The organism is Cryobacterium gelidum, from assembly GCF_004403985.1.
In the GTDB taxonomy this organism is placed as follows: Bacteria; Actinomycetota; Actinomycetes; order Actinomycetales; family Microbacteriaceae; genus Cryobacterium; species Cryobacterium gelidum.
The window spans coordinates 100,408-118,989 of sequence record NZ_SOHL01000025.1; the positions used below are offsets into that span (position 1 = coordinate 100,408).

General features: G+C 64.7%; 10 protein-coding genes. 2 read left to right on the forward strand and 8 right to left on the reverse strand.

The genetic code is table 11. The annotated features are described in order from the left end of the window. Window positions 1-12: 12 nt before the first annotated feature. The gene (uvrA, locus tag E3T50_RS12995; protein ID WP_134552438.1) at window positions 13-2,880 is read right to left on the reverse strand and encodes an excinuclease ABC subunit UvrA; all 2,868 of its coding nucleotides are present in this window, start codon (window positions 2,878-2,880) and stop codon (window positions 13-15) included. A gap of 136 nt (window positions 2,881-3,016) precedes the next feature. On the opposite strand from uvrA, the gene E3T50_RS13000 reads away from it, so the two are divergent. Continuing rightward, a complete protein-coding gene (locus tag E3T50_RS13000) occupies window positions 3,017-3,622 on the forward strand; it encodes a PadR family transcriptional regulator (protein WP_134552440.1) in 606 nt (201 codons plus the stop codon). A gap of 393 nt (window positions 3,623-4,015) precedes the next feature. Here E3T50_RS13000 and uvrB read toward each other — a convergent pair whose 3' ends face one another. The 6 genes from uvrB to polA form a co-directional block, all read right to left on the reverse strand. After that, the gene (uvrB, locus tag E3T50_RS13005; protein WP_134459238.1) at window positions 4,016-6,079 is read right to left on the reverse strand and encodes an excinuclease ABC subunit UvrB; all 2,064 of its coding nucleotides are present in this window, start codon (window positions 6,077-6,079) and stop codon (window positions 4,016-4,018) included. A 45-nt stretch (window positions 6,080-6,124) separates the two neighbouring features. After that, window positions 6,125-6,787 carry a dephospho-CoA kinase gene (gene coaE / locus E3T50_RS13010; RefSeq protein ID WP_134552442.1) on the reverse strand — a complete coding sequence of 221 codons (663 nt, stop codon included), beginning with the start codon at window positions 6,785-6,787 and terminating at the stop codon, window positions 6,125-6,127. A gap of 81 nt (window positions 6,788-6,868) precedes the next feature. After that, window positions 6,869-7,723: a response regulator gene (locus E3T50_RS13015; protein ID WP_166784296.1), complete on the reverse strand. Its 855-nt coding sequence runs from the start codon at window positions 7,721-7,723 to the stop codon at window positions 6,869-6,871. A gap of 348 nt (window positions 7,724-8,071) precedes the next feature. Further along, on the reverse strand, window positions 8,072-9,526 hold the full coding sequence (gene rpsA / locus E3T50_RS13020) for a 30S ribosomal protein S1 (RefSeq protein WP_092448535.1): 1,455 nt from the start codon (window positions 9,524-9,526) through the stop codon (window positions 8,072-8,074). A gap of 326 nt (window positions 9,527-9,852) precedes the next feature. After that, window positions 9,853-11,526, reverse strand: a complete 1,674-nt coding sequence (locus E3T50_RS13025) for a DUF885 domain-containing protein (protein WP_134552446.1) — start codon at window positions 11,524-11,526, stop codon at window positions 9,853-9,855. A gap of 129 nt (window positions 11,527-11,655) precedes the next feature. Continuing rightward, window positions 11,656-14,337: a DNA polymerase I gene (gene polA / locus E3T50_RS13030; RefSeq protein ID WP_134552448.1), complete on the reverse strand. Its 2,682-nt coding sequence runs from the start codon at window positions 14,335-14,337 to the stop codon at window positions 11,656-11,658. A gap of 51 nt (window positions 14,338-14,388) precedes the next feature. Between polA and E3T50_RS13035 the strand changes: the two genes are divergently transcribed. After that, window positions 14,389-14,814: a hotdog fold thioesterase gene (locus E3T50_RS13035; protein ID WP_134552450.1), complete on the forward strand. Its 426-nt coding sequence runs from the start codon at window positions 14,389-14,391 to the stop codon at window positions 14,812-14,814. A gap of 10 nt (window positions 14,815-14,824) precedes the next feature. Here the strand turns inward: E3T50_RS13035 and E3T50_RS13040 are convergent, their stop codons facing one another. Beyond that, window positions 14,825-18,466 carry an AAA domain-containing protein gene (locus E3T50_RS13040; protein ID WP_134552452.1) on the reverse strand — a complete coding sequence of 1,214 codons (3,642 nt, stop codon included), beginning with the start codon at window positions 18,464-18,466 and terminating at the stop codon, window positions 14,825-14,827. Window positions 18,467-18,582 lie beyond the last annotated feature (116 nt).

Here is an 18,582-nt window from a genome sequence, read left to right on the forward strand (position 1 = left end):
CCGTCCGGTTGCCTAGCCGGCAGCCAGGACCTCCTTGAGGAAGGAACCGGTGAAGCTCTTCTTGACCGTGGCGAGGTGTTCGGGGGTGCCGGTGGCGAGCACTTTTCCGCCGCCGGAACCGCCCTCCGGACCGAGGTCGATCACCCAGTCAGCCGACTTGATGACGTCGAGGTTGTGCTCGATCACGATGACGGTGTTGCCCTTATCGACGAGGCTATTTAGCACGAGCAGCAATTTACGCACGTCTTCGAAGTGCAGGCCCGTGGTGGGCTCGTCGAGTACGTACACGCTGCGGCCGTTGGAACGGCGCTGCAACTCGGTAGCGAGCTTGACCCGCTGGGCCTCGCCGCCGGACAGGGTCGTGGCGCTCTGACCGAGGCGAACGTAGCCGAGGCCGACCTCGACGAGCGTCTTCAAAAAGCGGTGGATCGATGAGATCGGTTCGAAGAATTCGGCCGCTTCGCTGATCGGCATGTTGAGCACCTCGGCAATGTTCTTGCCTTTGTAGTGCACGGTCAGTGTGTCGCGGTTGTAGCGGTCTCCCCCGCATACCTCGCAGGCCACGTACACGTCGGGGAGAAAGTTCATCTCGATCTTGATGGTGCCATCGCCCGAGCAGGCTTCGCAGCGGCCACCCTTGACGTTGAAACTGAACCGGCCGGGCAGGTAGCCGCGGGTCTTCGATTCGATGGTTTCGGAGAACAGTGTGCGGATCTTGTCGAACACTCCGGTGTAGGTGGCCGGGTTGGAGCGCGGGGTGCGCCCAATGGGCGCCTGGTCGACGTGGATGACCTTGTCCAGCTGCTCCAGACCGGTGACCCTGGCGTGTTTGCCAGGTAGTTTGCGGGCACCGTTGAGCCGGTTGGCGAGCACCCGGTAGAGGATATCGTTGACCAGCGATGATTTGCCGGAGCCGCTGACCCCGGTGACGGCGGTGAAGGTGCCAAGCGGAAAAGTCACCGACACCTTCTGCAGGTTGTTGGCCTCGGCACCGGTCACGCCGATGAGACGTTCTGGGTCGATCGGGCGCCGTGTCGTGGGAGTAGCAATGGACTTGCGCCCGGCCAGATAGTCACCGGTGAGGGATTTCGTATTGGCCAGCAGGTCTGAATAGGAGCCGGAGTGCACAACGTGCCCGCCGTTGACGCCGGCGCCCGGGCCGATGTCAACGATCCAGTCCGCGGTCTTGATGGTGTCTTCGTCGTGTTCGACCACGATGAGGGTATTGCCGAGGTCGCGCAGGGTGACGAGCGTCTCGATCAGGCGCCGATTGTCGCGCTGGTGCAGGCCGATGCTCGGTTCGTCGAGCACGTAGAGCACCCCGGTGAGACCGGAACCGATTTGGGTGGCCAAACGGATGCGCTGCGCCTCACCGCCCGAAAGCGTCGCCGCCGCGCGGGACAGGTTCAGGTAGTTCAGCCCGACCCGGATGAGGAAGTCGAGGCGCGCGCGAATCTCGCGCAGAACCTGGGCGGCGATGGCCGCCTCCCGATCGGTCAGGGTGAGCTCGTCCATGAACTCGCGGGCGTCGCTCAAGCTGAGCGCGCAGACATCCGCAATGCTCGCGTCGTGCACGAGCACGGCGAGTACCTCGGGCTTGAGCCGGGTGCCACCGCACACGTGGCAGTCAACCTCGCGCAGGTATTCGGACCAGCGCTGACGCTGCGTGTCGCTCTCGGCCTGCAGGTACTGGCGTTCGATGTAGGGCACAACCCCCTCGAAACCGGACGTGTAGCTCATCTCGCGGCCGTAGCGGTTCTTCCACTTGACGCGCACCTCGAAGTTGTCGCCGCGCATGACGGCGTTCTGCACCTCACTGGTCAAATCGCCCCACGGCGTGTCGAGCGAGAAGTCCAGGTCGCGGGCAAGGCCGTCGAGCAGTTTCTCGTAGTACTGGAACAGCCCCTTGCCCTGCGTGGTCCAGGGCAGTACGACGCCCTCGGCGATGCTCAGGTCTGGGTCACCGAGCAGCAGGTCTTCGTCGACGGACATGCGGGTGCCGAGGCCGGAGCACTCCGGGCAGGCGCCGAACGGGGCGTTGAACGAGAAGGTGCGCGGTTCGATTTCGGTCAGCTGCACCGGGTGGTTGTTCGGGCAGGACAACTTCTCGGAGTAGTTCTGCCAGGCCTTGTCGCCTTCTTCATCGAGAAAGTTGATCTGCACCAGGCCGTCGGTGAGTTTGAGAGCCGTTTCGAGCGAGTCGGTGAGGCGACTGAGCAGCTCGGGGCCGGCGACCAGGCGGTCAACAATGACGGCGATGTCGTGCTTCTGCTGCTTCTTGAGCGTGGGTGGTTCGCTCAGCTGAATCTGCGTGCCGTCGACGATCGCGCGAGAATATCCCCCGCCGGCGAGTTCCTGGAACAGGTCGACGAACTCGCCCTTCTTCTGCGAGACGACCGGACTGACCACCTGGTAGCGGATGCCCGCCTTCAGCTCCATCAGCTGGTCGGCGATTTGCTGCACGGTCTGGGACCGGATGACCTCGCCACAGATAGCGCAGTGCGGCACGCCGATACGGGCCCAGAGCAGCCGCATGTAGTCGTAAATCTCGGTGATGGTGCCGACCGTGGACCGCGGGTTGCGGTTGGTTGACTTCTGGTCGATCGAGACGGCCGGGCTCAGGCCCTCGATGAAGTCGACGTCGGGGCGATCGACCTGGCCGAGGAACTGCCGGGCATAGGCTGAGAGCGACTCGACGTAGCGGCGCTGCCCCTCGGCGAAGATCGTGTCGAAGGCCAACGATGACTTGCCCGAACCCGAAAGCCCGGTGAAAACCACGAGGGAATCGCGGGGAATCTCCAGATCAACGTTGTGGAGGTTGTGCACGCGGGCTCCGCGCACACTGAGTTTCGGACCTGCTGCTACCTGCGTAATCGACACCTAATAAGTCTATGCAACGCCACCGACACCGCCGTACAACGACCGCCGCCGAGAGCGAACACACGGCTGCCCACATATTGTTACGGTGTATGTATATACACGGTAGTTATTAGCCGTCTGAATCGCCGGAGGTCGTATGTCTGTTCGCCAGAGCCTGCTCGCCATCCTCAACCAGGGGCCGTGCTATGGCTACCAGTTGCGGGCCGAGTTCGACCGTCGCACCGGGTCGACCTGGCCGCTCAACGTGGGTCAGATCTACAACACCCTCGACCGACTCGAGCGGGACGGCCTGGTGCAGAAGGCAGACATCGACGCCGATGGCCAGAACTACGTCGAGATCACGACTGCCGGCAGCGCGGAGGTCGCCGACTGGCTCGGCTCCCCCGTGCTGCGCACCATGGCCACCCGCGACGAGCTCGCCATCAAGCTCGCCATCGCCGTGACGCTGCCGGGCGTCGACATCGCCCAGGTGATCCAGGTGCAGCGCACCGCAACAATGCGCACCCTGCAGGAGTTGATGCGCACCAAGAACGCTACCGCCGACCCGGAATCCTCCGAACAGTTGGCCTGGTTGCTCGTGATCGACTCACTCATCTTCGCCGCCGAGGCCGAGGCCCGCTGGCTCGACCACTCGGAGAACCGGCTCGCCCAAGCGCGAACCGCCGGCCTGGCCGCTCCCCTGCCGCTGAACACCCACGTGCCCAAGCGCGGTCGCCCGGCCAAGGTGCACGCCGGCGCCTGACCGAGGGACAGCGGCTTAGCCCGATCGCGGCCAGGGAACTCGCGACACTGCGCCGACGTAGCCTCGGCTTCGTGATTCAGGATTTCACCCTGTCAATGGCAAGCACCACCCCCGACGCGGTACCAACCCAGACAGAGCCAGACCACCTGCCGACGCTCGTTGCCGTCGGCGGTGCCCTCAGGGCCGGCGCGACATCCGGGCTGGGCCGACAGCATCCGCTCTCGCGGCACTCGTTAGGGACGACGGCACTCATCAGGGATGACGGCACTCGTTGCTACGAGTGCCTTGACACCTAATGAGTGCCGCGAGACCCGACGAGTGCCGCCACGTGAGGGAACGAACAACCGGTGACCCTGTGGGACCGATGCCGGCTCGCGAGGTTCTCCAGCGCGGTTACTGCAGGTGGCCGGCCTTCTCCATCTGCCGCAGTTCGCGCTTGAGCTCGGAGAGCTCATCGCGCAGGCGCGCGGCAAGCTCGAACTTGAGCTCCCCGGCGGCCTCGAGCATCTGCGAATTGAGGTCGGCGATGATCGATTCGAGGTCGTTGGCGCCGTTCGCGGCCAGGCCGACCCGGCGGTTCGGCGCCCCGGTCTTGCGGCGGGCATCGCGACCGGCGAGCAGCTCGGCCGTGTCGGCCTCCTCACGGGCGAGGGCCTCGGTGATGTCGCCGATGCGTTTGCGCAGCGGGGTCGGGTCGATGCCGTGCAGGGTGTTGTATGCGACCTGCTTCTCTCGGCGCCGGTCGGTCTCATCAATGGCTTTCTCCATCGACGCGGTGAGGCGGTCGGCATACATGTGCACCTCTCCCGACACGTTGCGGGCGGCGCGGCCGATGGTCTGAATGAGTGACGTGGCGGAACGCAGGAACCCTTCCTTGTCGGCGTCGAGGATGGCGACAAGTGACACCTCGGGCAGGTCGAGGCCCTCACGCAGCAGGTTGATGCCGACAAGTACGTCGTAGATGCCGGCTCGCAGCTCGGTGAGCAGTTCCACCCGGCGCAACGTGTCGACGTCGGAGTGCAGGTAGCGCACTCGCACCCCGGCTTCGGTGAGGAAGTCGGTGAGGTTCTCGGCCATCTTCTTGGTGAGGGTCGTGACGAGCACGCGTTCGTTGCGTTCGGTGCGCTTCTTGATTTCTTCGAGCAGGTCGTCAATCTGCCCGGCGCTCGGCTTGATGACGATTTGCGGGTCGATCAGGCCGGTCGGGCGAATGATCTGCTCGACGATGCCGTCGGCGATACCCATCTCGTACTTGCCCGGCGTCGCCGACAGGTAGACGGTCTGGCCGACCCGGTTCTTGAACTCGTTGAATTTGAGGGGTCGGTTGTCCAGCGCGCTCGGCAGCCGGAAGCCGTGGTCGACGAGGGTGCGCTTCCGCGAGGAGTCCCCCTCGTACATGGCGCCGATCTGCGGGACGGTCACGTGCGATTCATCGATGACCATCAGAAAGTCGTCGGGAAAATAGTCGAGCAGGCAGTGCGGGGCCTCGCCGGGTTCGCGCGCGTCGATGTGGCGGGAATAGTTCTCGATGCCGGAGCAGAAGCCGATCTGCTCCATCATCTCGAGGTCGAAGGTGGTGCGCATGCGCAGCCGCTGGGCCTCGAGCAACTTGCCCTCGCGTTCGAGCACCTCCAGGCGTTCAGCCAGTTCGACTTCGATGGTGCCGATGGCGCGACGCATGACGTCGTCGCTCGCGACGTAGTGTGACCCGGGAAAAACGGAGACCGAATCGAGTTTCTTGACGATGTCGCCGGTGAGCGGATGCAGGCTGTAGAGCCCCTCGATCTCATCACCGAACATCTCGATACGAATGGCGAGCTCTTCGTACATGGGGATGATCTCGATCGTGTCGCCGCGCACCCGAAAATTGCCTCGGGAGAAGTCGACGTCGTTGCGCTTGTACTGCATCGCCACAAATTTGCGCACCAGCCAGTCGCGACTGACTTTTTGACCCACCTGCAGCGCGATCATGGCATCAAGGTAGCCTTGCGGGGTGCCGAGCCCGTAGATGCACGATACGGTCGACACCACGATGACGTCGCGGCGGCTCAGCAGCGAATTGGTGGTGGAGTGCCGCAGCCGTTCCACCTCTTCATTGATCGAGGAGTCTTTCTCGATGAACGTGTCCGTCTGCGGAACGTAGGCCTCTGGCTGGTAATAGTCGTAGTAGGAGACGAAGTATTCCACCGCGTTGTTGGGCATAAGGTCGCGAAATTCGTTGACCAGCTGGGCTGCGAGAGTCTTGTTGTGGGCCAATACGAGCGTGGGGCGCTGCACCTGCTCGATCAGCCAGGCGGTTGTGGCCGATTTTCCGGTTCCGGTGGCGCCGAGCAGAACGATGTCGGTTTCGCCGGCATTGATGCGGGCGGTCAAGTCGGCAATGGCGGATGGCTGGTCACCGCTCGGCGTGTACTCACTGACCACTTCAAACGGGTTCACAGAGCGCGTGGGTTCCATGTTCCTATTCTACAAACGGGGTCTGACAGTCAGCCTCCGGGCGCGTTACGGCGCGCGGGTGCCGTCGGTCGCTTCGACCCCGCGAGCCTCGGCCACGCGAGCCTCGGCCGCGCACGCGCGCGTCCACACCGCGTCGACCTGGGCCATAGTCGCGTCGAAGGTGCCGTTGTTGTCGATCACGACATCGGCCAGGGCGAGGCGGTCCGCATCACTCGCCTGCGCGGCAATGCGGTGGGTAGCTTCCTCGCGGGTGAGTCCACGCAACTCCACCATGCGCTCGATTCGGACCTCAGCATCTGCGTGCACGACAACGATCAGATCAAACGTGACCAGACCGCCAGCGATGGCTTCGGCCAGCAGCGGAACGTCGTACACAACGATGGCGTGCGGGTCGGCGGCACCCGCTGCAGCGACCCGGTCGCGGGTGAGTCGTCGTACCGCCGGATGCGTGATGGCATTCAGCCGCTCCCTCCGGTTCGGGTCGCTGAAAATGATCGCACCCAGCGCTGGTCGATTCAGCGTGCCGTCGGCCAGCAAGATAGCGTCACCGAACTCGGTGGCAATCGCGGCGAGGCCGGGCGTGCCGGGTTCGACCACTTCACGGGCCAGCTGGTCGGCGTCGATCCCGACGGCGCCCAAGGACGCCAGCCGCTTCGCAACGGTGCTCTTGCCCGACGCGATCCCGCCGGTCAGCCCAATCAGATACATTCCGCCATGCTATCCGCTGCGCCGCCGCGCGTGACGAGCGGATGCGACCGGCTGCACCGAAAACGAACTGCGGACATCGGCCTACTCGAGGGCGCGCTGGATCTTGGCCAGGAGGGTCTCAACGTTGACGTCAGGCTCGTTCATCGCGACCACGGGCTGTTCCGGGTCGCTGTCAATTTTGTCCTGTTCCTCGTTCGTGAGAGCAACCGGGGCGAGGACCAGCACGGGAATGTGCTGCGTACTGGCATGATCCTGAAGCGCGCGAAGCATCTTGAGGCCACCCAGTTGTTCCATCATAGGGTTGACCAGAATCAGGTCAGGGGCCAAGGCCACAGCGTCGGCAATGCCAGCCGCCCCGGTGGCCGCGGATTCGACGTGAAAGGCCGATTCGTGCAAGTAAGCGGTGACCTGGTTGACGGTTTCGTCGTCCTCGTCGACGATGAGGATGGTGCGCGTGCGCGGCCGATCCGGGCGGAGACCCAGCAGTATGAGAGAACTCTGCAACTCGGCTTGCTGGAGCGGTTTCTCCAGAACGGCAGCAGCACCCCGCCTCAGCGCCATGCCCATGTCAGTCAGGCCCGCAATAACAATGACCGGTATGGATGTCAGCCCGAGCGAATCTTGCAGCTGCAGCAGGAATTTCCAGCCGTCCATTCCGGGAAGGTGCACATCTAGGGTGATCAGGCTCAGCGGAACACGCCGAGCAATGTCGAGAGCCTCCTCGCCGCTGGCAACCGTGAGCACCCGAAACCCCTCCGTCTCCAGGAACAGGCGCAGGAGCGCGGCCGATGCGGGATCCTCCTCGACGACGAGCGCCGTCGCGTGGCTGTCCGCAGTGTTGCTGCTGACGGCTGCTTCGGCGACGCTGGGCGGCGCGTCGGCGAAGGCGGCGTCGCCCCCCGTGCCGCCGTTGTCTGAGGGACAAAAACTGTTCATGCAATTCTCCGATGGGGCTGTGGTTCGTGAAACTGGTGTGCACGGGCGCATTCATCCAGAAAACAGGGTTTCGTGGGGAAATTGGACGTGCGCGGCAATCCTGAAGATATCGGGACGCGCTGAAAGGAGGAAATATCCTCACCATTAGGTATAGCACGAAGTGTCCCGAGACCCACAGTCAAGCTGAATACGAATACGAAGACGAATACGACGGATGCTCAGTGGACTCCGGCATCCGGCTCAGCCGCAGTCGGTACGGAAACCGTCCTTGTCAGATCCATCCGTTGCACAACGAAGCGGGCCGCACCCCGAAGGATGCGGCCCGCTGCTGAGCGTCGTGCGGTGGTGCTAGTTGCCGCCGGAGAGCTTCTCACGGAGAGCCGCGAGTGCTTCGTCGTCGGCGAGCGTGCCGGCGCCAGCCGACTCGCTCGAGAAGGCCGAGCCGGCCGGTGCGACGTCGCTGGGGGCAGCGATCTCGTCGTTCGCGGTCGAAACCTGCTTCTTGTGGGCTTCCCAGCGAGCCTGGGCAGCAGCGTAGTCCTGCTCCCACTTTTCGCGTTGCTCGTCAAAGCCTTCGCGCCACTCGTTGGTCTCGGAGTCGAAGCCTTCGGGGTACTTGTACTGGCCCTTGTCGTCGTACTCGGTGAGCATTCCGTAGAGCGCCGGGTCGAACTCGGTGCCGTCGGGGTCGACGCCATCGTTGGCCTGCTTGAGGCTCAACGAGATGCGGCGACGCTCGAGGTCGATGTCGATGACCTTGACGAAGACCTCGTCGCCGACCGAGACAACCTGCTCGGCGAGCTCGACGTGCTTGCCGGAGAGCTCGCTGATGTGCACGAGGCCCTCGATGCCCTCGGCCACGCGAACGAACGCGCCGAACGGAACGAGCTTGGTGACCTTACCCGGTGCAACCTGGCCGATGGCGTGGGTGCGGGCGAAGACCTGCCACGGGTCTTCCTGCGTTGCCTTGAGCGACAGTGAGACGCGCTCGCGCTCGAGGTCAACTTCGAGGATCTCGACGGTGACTTCCTGGCCGACTTCAACGACCTCGCTGGCGTGCTCAATGTGCTTCCAGCTGAGCTCGGAAACGTGAACCAGGCCATCGACGCCGCCGAGGTCGACGAACGCGCCGAAGTTGACGATCGAGGAGACGACGCCCTTGCGGACCTGTCCCTTCTGGAGGTTGTTGAGGAACGTGGTGCGGCTCTCGCTCTGCGTCTGCTCGAGCAGGGCGCGGCGCGACAGCACAACATTGTTGCGGTTCTTGTCGAGTTCGAGGATCTTGGCTTCGATCTCCTGGCCCAGGTACGGGGTCAGGTCGCGAACGCGGCGCAACTCGATGAGCGATGCGGGCAGGAAGCCACGCAGGCCGATGTCGACGATGAGCCCACCCTTGACGACCTCGATGACCGAACCGGTGACAACACCGTCGGACTCCTTGATCTTCTCAACGTCTCCCCATGCACGCTCGTACTGAGCGCGCTTCTTGGAGAGGATGAGGCGGCCTTCTTTGTCTTCTTTCTGAAGAACGAGAGCCTCGACCAGGTCGCCGACCTTGACAACCTCGGAGGGGTCAACGTCATGCTTGATGGAAAGTTCGCGGGAGGGAATGACGCCCTCGGTCTTGTACCCAACGTCGAGGAGAACCTCGTCGCGGTCGATCTTCACGACGGTGCCCTCGATGAGGTCTCCGTCGTTGAAGAATTTCAGAGTCTTTTCGACCGCGGCAAGAAAGTCTTCAGCAGATCCAATGTCGTTGATGGCGACCTGCTTGGGTGCCCGTTCGGTCGTTGCGATTGTCATGTAGTAGTTGCTCCAGGATGGACATAATCGGGCCACACGCGAACAGTTATTCAGGTGTTGTGGATGCTCCGCGGTACAGAACGACCGGGCAGCACTCCGCGCATGGCAGCGGATAGGGCATCACAAATGTGACACTCCATACTAACTACCCGCGGAGACAAGGGGCAACTCGACATCCGGCGCGGCTCCGGGCTGCCCACCGCCGGTCAGCGATGATGGGCCGACAACGATGTGGGTCGGATCGGACGGAGACGACTCGAGGCGACGCACTCTTTGAGTTCACCGAGCCGAGTAGGCCCGCTGGGGACTGCGTCGCCGACGCCGGGTCAGGCCAGTGCCGACCGCAGGGTGTCGAGGCCAACGCCGCCGAGGTCGAGGGCACGCCGGTGAAAGTTTTTGATCGAGAAGTTTGCGCCCTCGCGGGCGGCGCACTCGTCGCGGAGTTGCTCCCAGATGCGCTGCCCCACCTTGTACGACGGAGCCTGGCCGGGCCAGCCGAGGTACCGGTTGACCTCGAACTTGACGAAGCTCGCGTTCATGTTGACGTTCCGGCCGAGAAAGTCGAAGGCGTACTCCGCGGTCCACGGGCCCGCACCGTCCGGCAGGGTCTTGCCCAGGTGCACGCCAATGTCGAGAACGACGCGCGCCGCGCGCATCCGCTGCCCGTCGAGCATGCCGAGACGGTTCGCCGGGTCGTCGAGATAACCGAGTTGCTCCATCAGGCGTTCGGCGTAGAGCGCCCAGCCCTCGGCGTGCCCCGACGTACCGGCTAGTTGGCGGCGCCAGGTGTTGAGCTTGGCCCGGTTGTACACGGCCTGGCCGATCTGCAGGTGATGGCCGGGCACACCCTCGTGGTAGACGGTGGTCAGTTCTCGCCAGGTGTCGAATTCGGTCACGCCGACGGGCACCGACCACCACATGCGGCCGGGCCTGGTGAAATCATCGGTCGGGCCGGTGTAGTAGATGCCGCCCTCCTGCGTGGGGGCGATCATGCACTCGATCGTCTTGATCGCGTCGGGGATGTCGAACTGCGTTTCGGCCAGGTCTGCCACGGCCTTATCGCTGGTCTTCTGCATCCATTCCTGCAAAGCCTGGGTGCCGTGCAGCTTGCGGCTCGGATCCGTGTCCAGATACGCGATCGCCTCGAGCACGCTCGCGCCCGGCTTGATCTGGTCGGCCACCTTCTCCTGCTCCCGGGTCATGCGGGCGAGCTCTTCGATGCCCCACTCGTAGGTTTCGTCGAGGTCGATCGTCGCCCCGAGGAAACGTCGGGAGGCGAGGGTATACAGATCGCGACCGATAGCGTCCTCGGACGTGGCTTTGCCCTCGAGTTCGGTTCTGAAAAAGGTCGCGAGTGTGTCGTAGGCGGCGGCTGAACGGCGGGCGCCGAGGCCCACGTCGTGCGCGAGAGAGATGGGCAGGGAGCCGTCGTCCAGGGCCGCGCTAGCAGCGAACTCAGCGAAGAACCCGTCCTGTGCGGCGTGGCGCTCGGCCTGGGCGAGTACCTCCCGCACCTGGCGGCGAGCCGGCGTCACTCCGCGTTCGATGCCGAGTCGGAGGGTCGCGATGTACCCGTCGATGGCGGCCGGAAGATTACCCAACCGGGAGGAGATGTTGGCCCAGTCATCGACGGTCTTGGTGGGCATGAGGTCGAAGATCTCGCGAATCTCCTGCGCCGGCGACGCGATCACGTTGAGGTCGCGGAGCTGCAGCTGAGCGTCAGAGCTTTCAACGCTGAGTGACAACTCGTTGCGGAGGTCGGTCTGCGTGACGTCATCGACGCTGTCGACTGGCCGAGCGGCATCCAGCTGTGCGATCGTTTTTTTCGCCTCGTCGACGAAACGTTCGTGGCCGGCGGGCGAGTAATCACCGTAGCGGCCGTCACCCCCTGCGCGGCCGATGTACGTGCCCACCGTGGGGTCAAGCTCGACGAGGGTGTCAACCCACTCTTCGGCGATCTGGTCGATGGCCGTTGGAGTGCGCTGGGTGTCGTTTGTCATGCTCCCGAGCCTAAAACACGACAACTCGATGCGAGCCCCCCACTTGGGGAAATCGCCGGTCACCCGCCGATGATGCTCGCACCGCGATCAACGGAGCCTGATCAACGGCTCGCGATCAACGGCTCGCGATCAGTGCGCCGCGACGTCCCAGTTCGGTCCTCGACCGATCTGTACCTCCAGGGGTACGAGCAGGTCGGCGGCCGATTCCATGTTGTGGGTAACCACCTGACGCAAACCATCCCATTCGCCCGGGGCGACATCGAAGATCAATTCGTCGTGCACCTGCAGCAGCATGCGAGAGTCCATCGAGGCATCCGTCAGGTCGGCGGCGATACCGTTCATCGCGATCTTCATGATGTCGGCCGCTGAACCCTGGATCGGCGCGTTGAGGGCCGCTCGTTCGGCGTTGTCGCGCAGCACCCGCTTGGGGCTGGCCAGGTCGGGGAATGGCCGGCGCCGGCCGAAGATGGTTTCGGTGTACCCGTCGACCTTGGCCTGCTCCACGACGTTGCGCAGGTAGTCGCGCACCGCGCCGAACCGCTCGAAGTAGTCGGTCATCAGCTGCTTGGCTTCCTTGGTGTCGATTCGCAGCTGGCGGGACAGCCCGAAGGCGCTGAGGCCGTAGGCCAGGCCGTAGCTCATGGCCTTGACCTTGCTGCGCATTTCACCGGTGACCTCGGCCGGATCGACACCGAAGATGCGCGAACCGACGAAACGGTGCAGGTCTTCGCCGGCGTTGAACGCCTCGATCAGGCCGGCATCTTCGGAGAGGTGCGCCATGATGCGCATCTCGATCTGCGAATAGTCGGCGGTGAGGAGGCCCTCACTCTGCGCGCCGGCTTGGAACGCCGCCCGGATGCGTCGGCCTTCCTCGGTGCGCACCGGGATGTTCTGCAGGTTCGGGTCGTTCGACGAGATGCGGCCGGTCGTGGTACCGATCTGCACGTAGGTCGTGTGGATGCGCCCGGTGGTATCAATGGCCTTGTCGAGGGTCTCCACGATCTGGCGCAGCTTGGTGGCATCGCGGTGTTTGAGGAGCAGATCGAGAAACGGATGGGGGTTGCTGGCCTGCAAGTCGGCGAGAGCACCGGCATCCGTTGAAAAACCGGTCTTGTTCGCGCGGGTCTTGGGCATTTCCAGCTGGTCGAAGAGCACGTTTTGCAGCTGCTTGGGTGAGCCGAGGTTGACCTCGCGGCCGATCTCGGCGTAGGCAGCGGCGGCGAGGCTCGCTGTGCTGGCGCCAAGCTCGGCGGACAGCTCGGCGAGTTGCTCGTGCGAGACGCTGACGCCGGCGAGCTCCATATCGGCGAGGGCCAGCAGGGTCGGCATCTCGATGTCGATGAGCAATTTGAGGGAGCCGGGGTCGAGGGTGGTTTCGACGGCGGCGAACACGCGCAGGGTGTACCAGGCCTGCGCGGGCGCGCCGGCCTGCTTGGATTCATCGGGCACGAGCTGGTTGGGGTCGGCGACCGGCAGGGCTTCATCGAGGTAGCGCGACACGAGGTCGGCCAGGGATTTGTCTGGGCCGCCAGGGCGAATGAGCCAGGCACCGACCAGAGTGTCGAAGGCGAGGCCGTTGAAGGGCAGACCACTGCGCCGCAGCGCCTTCACCTGATGCTTGGCGTCGTTCAAAATCTTGGGGGCATCACCGGCGAGCCAGGCCTCGAACGGGGCGTAGTCCATGCGGCCGGGCTGCCAGGACAGGTTGATCGTCTCGGTCGGGCTGGCCAGGCCGAAGCCGATCGCCCGTCCGTCTTGCACCTCGACGGTGAGACCGAGCCCGGCCGGGTTCGCCGCGATGGCGCGATCCAGCCAGGACTGGAGTTCTTCGTCGAGCAGATCCTGCGCGATGGGCGCCTGCACGGCCGGTACTTCGTAGATGACTGCAGCGGCAATGGCAGATGCCGCAGCTGCGGGTTCTTCACCGGCTAGTTTGAGCACCCGGTCGAGCAGGGTTTTGAACTCAAGGCGGGTGAAAATGTCTCGCACAGCCGCGGTGTTCATCGGCCCGCGTTCCAGCGCAGCGACCGCGACGGGAAGCTCGAGGTCGGTGACGAGACGGTTGAGCCGGCGGTTGCGAATCGCGTTCTCTTTCTGCTCGCGGAGGTTGTTGCCGACGACGCCCTTGATCTCCTCGGCGTGTTCGAGGATGCCCGCGAGGCTGCCGTAGAGGCCGAGCCATTTCACGGCGGTCTTTTCGCCGACCTTGCTGATGCCGATCAGGTTGTCGCTGGTTTCGCCGACCAGGGCGGCGACGTCGGGGTACTGCTCGGGTTTGATGCCGTAACGTTCGAGCACCCGGGCCGGGTCGTAACGGGTGAGAGCCGACACGCCCTGGCTGGAGGGGTAGAGCAGCGTGACGGTCTCGTTGACCAGCTGGATGGCGTCACGGTCACCGGAGACGACGAGCACGTTGTAGCCGGCGGCGGTGCCCTCCACCGACAGGGTTGCGAGGATATCGTCCGCCTCGAAGTCTTCCTTGGTGATGGTCGTGATGTTCATCGCGGCGAGGGCTTCCTGCAGCAGGGGAATCTGGCCGAGGAACTCCGGCGGGGTCGCATTGCGCGTGCCCTTGTACTCGGGGTATTCCCGGGTGCGGAAGGAGGCGCGGGAGATGTCGAAGGCGACAGCGAGGTGGGTCGGCTTCTCGTTGCGCAGCAGGCTGAGCAGCATGGACAGAAAGCCGTGAATGGCGTTCGTGTGCTGCCCGGCATGGGTCTGGAAGCTGTCCACTGGCAGGGCGAAAAACGCCCGGAATGCCAGGGAATGGCCGTCGATGATCATCAGGGTAGGCTTTTCGGAGTCCAACACTCCCCCAGCCTACAAGTGTCTTCCTGCGTGGGCTCCCGACCAAAGGTGATCATGTTCGATACGACTGACGAAGCACTCGCCTGGGTTCAGCAGCGCGGCGCTGGCGACCTGGCCGACAAGATGGGGCTGGAGTTCACCGAATTCAGCATTGACCGGGCCGTGGCACGAATGCCCGTGGCCGGTAACACGCAGCCAGCCATGCTCATGCACGGCGGCGCCTACGTCGTTCTCGGTGAGTCGCTCGGCTCAATGGCCGCGAATCTGCACGCCGGGCCGGGGAAACTCGCCGTGGGCATCGAGATCAACGCCTCGCACAACCGGTCAGCGACCTCCGGGTACGTCACCGGTGTCTGCACCCCGATTCACCTCGGCCGTACCCTTACCACGCACGAGATTGTGGTCACCGACGATGCCGGGCGGCGTTGCTCGACGATTCGCATCACGAACATCATCAAGGACCTGCCGCCGCGGGTCTAGGTCTGTCTGTTCAGGGTTCGGGCTCGACCAGGCTGATGAACGCACTCAGTTCGGCGACGCCGGCTGGAGTCACGGGTAGGTAGTCGGTCAGCGCGGGCGAATAGACCAGGTAGGCGGCCCATTTCGCCCGCGAGATGGCCACGTTGAGCCGGTTCTTCATGATGAGGAACGCCATGCCGCGGGGCGCGTCGTCGGCCGAGGACGCCGCGAGCGTGACGATGGCGACGGCGGCCTCCTGCCCTTGGAACTTGTCGACCGTTCCCACGCGAACGTCACGGTAACCGGCGACGGCCAGGGCCTCTCGAACCAGCACCAGCTGGGCGTTGTACGGGGTCACGACGATGACGTCGGCCTGGATCAGGGGGGTGTCGACCCGATGGGTGGTCGGGTCGGTCCACCGGCGGCCGAGTGCGCGCCGCACGAGTGACACGACAGCATCCGCTTCTTCGGAAGACGCGATCGCATTGCCGGTGTGCACGACGGGGACCATGTGTAGGCCGGGCGTGATGCCGACGAGTAGCCGGGTCGCGGTCATTGGGTCGGCACGCAGCAGGCCGCCGTAGGACAGCCGGGAGACGGGCGCGGTGACGGCCGGATGCATACGCCGGCTCTCACTCAGGAAGTAGCCGAGGTCGGGCGACAGCACGTCGTTTTCGGCCGCAATCCAGCCGAGCGCAGACTGGTCGATGGGCTCGGGGTGCGTGCCCTGGCTGACCTGCGGCAGCTGCTGCGGGTCGCCGAGCAGCAGCAGGTTACGTGCGCCGACGCTTGCCGCGATGGTCGAGGCGAGCGAAAACTGTCCAGCTTCGTCGACCACGAGCAGGTCGAGGCTATGGCGCGGGATGCGCGCCGGATTGCTGAAATCCCAAGCGGTGCCACCGAGGACGAATCCGGTGGCAGCGTGGTCGAGCGCGAACACCAGGTGTCCGTCTTTCGGCAGGGCTTTGTAGCTGGATTCGGCTTGGTCGGCACCGGTTTTCGGCACCTTGCCGACGAGCGCGGGGTCGAGGCCGGAGCCGACCACGGCATCCAGTAGATTCTCGACCACCGCGTGCGACTGCGCCACCACGCCGATCTTCCAGCCGTGCTGGTGCACGAGCGCGGTGATGACGTGCGCGCCGAGATAGGTCTTGCCGGTGCCGGGCGGCCCTTGCACCGCGAGATACGAGTGGTCGAGGTCTCGCAGGCTCGCGATCACCGCGTCGACGGCCTGCCCGTCGGCCGGTCTTGGCGCAAGGTGGCCCGCACGGGTGCGCGGCGGGGTGCGGCGCAGAATATCGACCATCGGGTCGCGCGGCCAGCCCGGCTGTGCGTCGACGAGGCTTGCGGCCCACTCATCGATGGCGGGTTTCTGCTGCATCGGTCGGGGTGGCGCGGCCGGTGCGAGCGCGCTCGGTCGATGGCTGTAGCGTGCAACGTCTTTCGGCAGCGTCTCTTCGACCAGGATGCCACCGTCGTCGGCGACCTGGAGTACGTGCACGCTGCGATGGCTGCGTGCGCCCGCCGCAGTGTCGGTGTTCGCGAACGGCCCCGGGTATTCGTAGAGCAGGTACGGTCCGGCCTGGTCACCCGGCTTGATACTGCTGCCCGGAGCGAGCCGGCCGTGCAGCCAGAGGTGGCGACGGTCCACGCGCTGCTGGCCCTCACGAAACCAGTCACGTTCCACGTCGACGCGCTCCACGACGAGCACGTCTCGGGTGTCCTGCCATTCGTCAATGGGATAGTCGAGCCGAAAATAGTGCCCCCACCAGAAGCTCTTCTGCTCACGCCGGTGGTAGTCGATCGCGGCGGCGGCGAAGGCAGCCGCGGTCTGGTCGGCACTGCGCGGAGTGTGAGTGGTGCCCGCGGTGACGGTAGCGAAATCCAGCAGGGCGTCGCGCACGGGTGACGGTTCGAGCGTGTCGACCTTTGCTTCGATCGCTGTGTTTACCGAGCGGATGCCGGCTCCGTGGGCCAGCATGAGCAGCCAGTTGCGCAGGCGCAGCGTTGACACGCAGTCGTAGCGGTTGTAGTCGGCGATGGACTCGAGCATGCGCTGGGCTTTGGCCTGATGTCCGGGCGTGGCCTGGTCGCCGTGCGCGTGCAGGTCGCGGGCGGCGGCGTATTCGGTGATCGAATCAGCGGCGTTCGTGACGTCGCCGCCGCGCAGATCGGCGCCCATATAGAGCGGTTCAAGCTTCTTGATCGAGTACGAGCGCGACCCGACGCGCATGGTCTTGCGCACGAGCGGGTACAGGTCGACCAACACATTCTCCCGGAGCAGCTGGTCGATCTGGTCTTCGCCGACACCGTGCCGGGCAGCGAGGCTGAGCAGGTGGGTGCGTTCGTAGGCCGCGTAGTGGTAAACATGCAGGCCCGGAAACCTCGCTCGACGCTCGGCGAGATAGGCCAGGAAGTTCATGAGAGCCTGTTTCTCGTCGCGCCAGGTGTGCGCCCAGAAGGCCCGGAAAGTCTCATCTGGGTCGACCAGGCCGAACAGGTAGTCGAGGCCCCACCGTGTGGCGCCACCGGGCGTGTCGGCCCCGGCCACGTCTCCCCCGGTCGCGATTCCCCCGGTCGCGTCTCCCTCGGTATAGAGCGGATCCCCCTCGAAGTCAAAGAAGATATCGCCCGGGTTCGGTTCGGGGAGCACGGCCAGCGCAGCCGGGTTGTACAGGTCAACGGGCGGCGGCAGGGTGGACGTGGCCTGCAGCTGCAGCCGTGCTTGCGTGCGTAGGGCGCCGAGCGTGGAGTCGGAGATGCCGTCGCAACCCCCGGTGGTGGCGGCGAGTTCTTCGATGGTGCGGATGCCGGCGGCCGCCAGCCGGGCGCGTTGCGACAGCCGCAGACCGGCCACGAGAAGGGGATCGCGGTGCTCCTGCACCTCCAGCTCGCAGGTGGCACAGCGCCCGCAGACCGTGTACCGCGCATCTCCCCACGCGACGGCAGCGTCATCGTCGAGGCGTTCCGTGATGATTCGTACCAGACGCTGTTTGCGTTTGCGGTACACCGGTCGAATTTCAGCGAGCCGGTGCACGCTCACCGAGCCGTCGCCGAGCAACAGTTCAACGATGTCGGCCGTCGGCACTTTGATGCGCTCCATCTGCTCGGCATAAGCGGCGAGCTGCAGCAGGGCTGTCACGCGGGCGTGCCGGGCGAGCTTGGTGTCTTGCAGCAGCCAGCTGCCATCGCTCTGGCGCACGATGAAGTCTGCGAATCCGACGAAGGCGATTGTGTCGTGGCCGCCTGTGCCGGTTGAATTGCGCGCACCGGTTGGATTGCCTGCACCGGTTGGATTGCCTGCACCGGTTGGACCGGCGGGGGTTGCCGCGCCGTAGTCAGAATCGAAGAACGTCGCCTGAAAGATGACGTCGTGACCGATGGTGAAGGCCAGCCGTGTGTCTTCGGCTGCAGCGTCGAGGGCCGAGCGCGATATCTGTTCGGGCCGGGCAATCTCGATGACCGACTGGCTCCTCTGGTAGCGTTCGAGCACCCGGTGCTCGTGCTCGTCTCCCAGGCGCGAGGTGCGCTCGAGCATAGCGTCGACCGGGTCGGGCACCGTAGGGATGCGGCCGAGCCTGGCATCGATGCGGCGCAGGAAAGCAAACTCGCAGACGGATGCCGCGCTCAGGTCGCTCGCGCTCGTCACGACGCTGCCGTCCAGCAAAAACATTGGCTTGCCCTTCGTTGGTGTGAGCGTATCGGACGCCGCCGACACGCCGACCAGGAGAGCGAGGGGAAACAAAACGGCCCGGCAACATCTGCCGGGCCGTTCCGTGTAATTCTGAG

Excerpts from the sequence above, each read along its gene's own strand:
- E3T50_RS13000 (WP_134552440.1), top strand. The coding sequence starts at position 3,017 with ATGTCTGTTCGCCAGAGCCTGCTCGCCATCCTCAACCAGGGGCCGTGC.
- uvrB (WP_134459238.1), bottom strand. The coding sequence starts at position 6,079 with ATGGAACCCACGCGCTCTGTGAACCCGTTTGAAGTGGTCAGTGAGTAC.
- coaE (WP_134552442.1), bottom strand. The coding sequence starts at position 6,787 with ATGTATCTGATTGGGCTGACCGGCGGGATCGCGTCGGGCAAGAGCACC.
- E3T50_RS13015 (WP_166784296.1), bottom strand. The coding sequence starts at position 7,723 with ATGAACAGTTTTTGTCCCTCAGACAACGGCGGCACGGGGGGCGACGCC.
- rpsA (WP_092448535.1), bottom strand. The coding sequence starts at position 9,526 with ATGACAATCGCAACGACCGAACGGGCACCCAAGCAGGTCGCCATCAAC.
- E3T50_RS13025 (WP_134552446.1), bottom strand. The coding sequence starts at position 11,526 with ATGACAAACGACACCCAGCGCACTCCAACGGCCATCGACCAGATCGCC.
- E3T50_RS13035 (WP_134552450.1), top strand. The coding sequence starts at position 14,389 with ATGTTCGATACGACTGACGAAGCACTCGCCTGGGTTCAGCAGCGCGGC.
- E3T50_RS13040 (WP_134552452.1), bottom strand. The coding sequence starts at position 18,466 with ATGTTTTTGCTGGACGGCAGCGTCGTGACGAGCGCGAGCGACCTGAGC.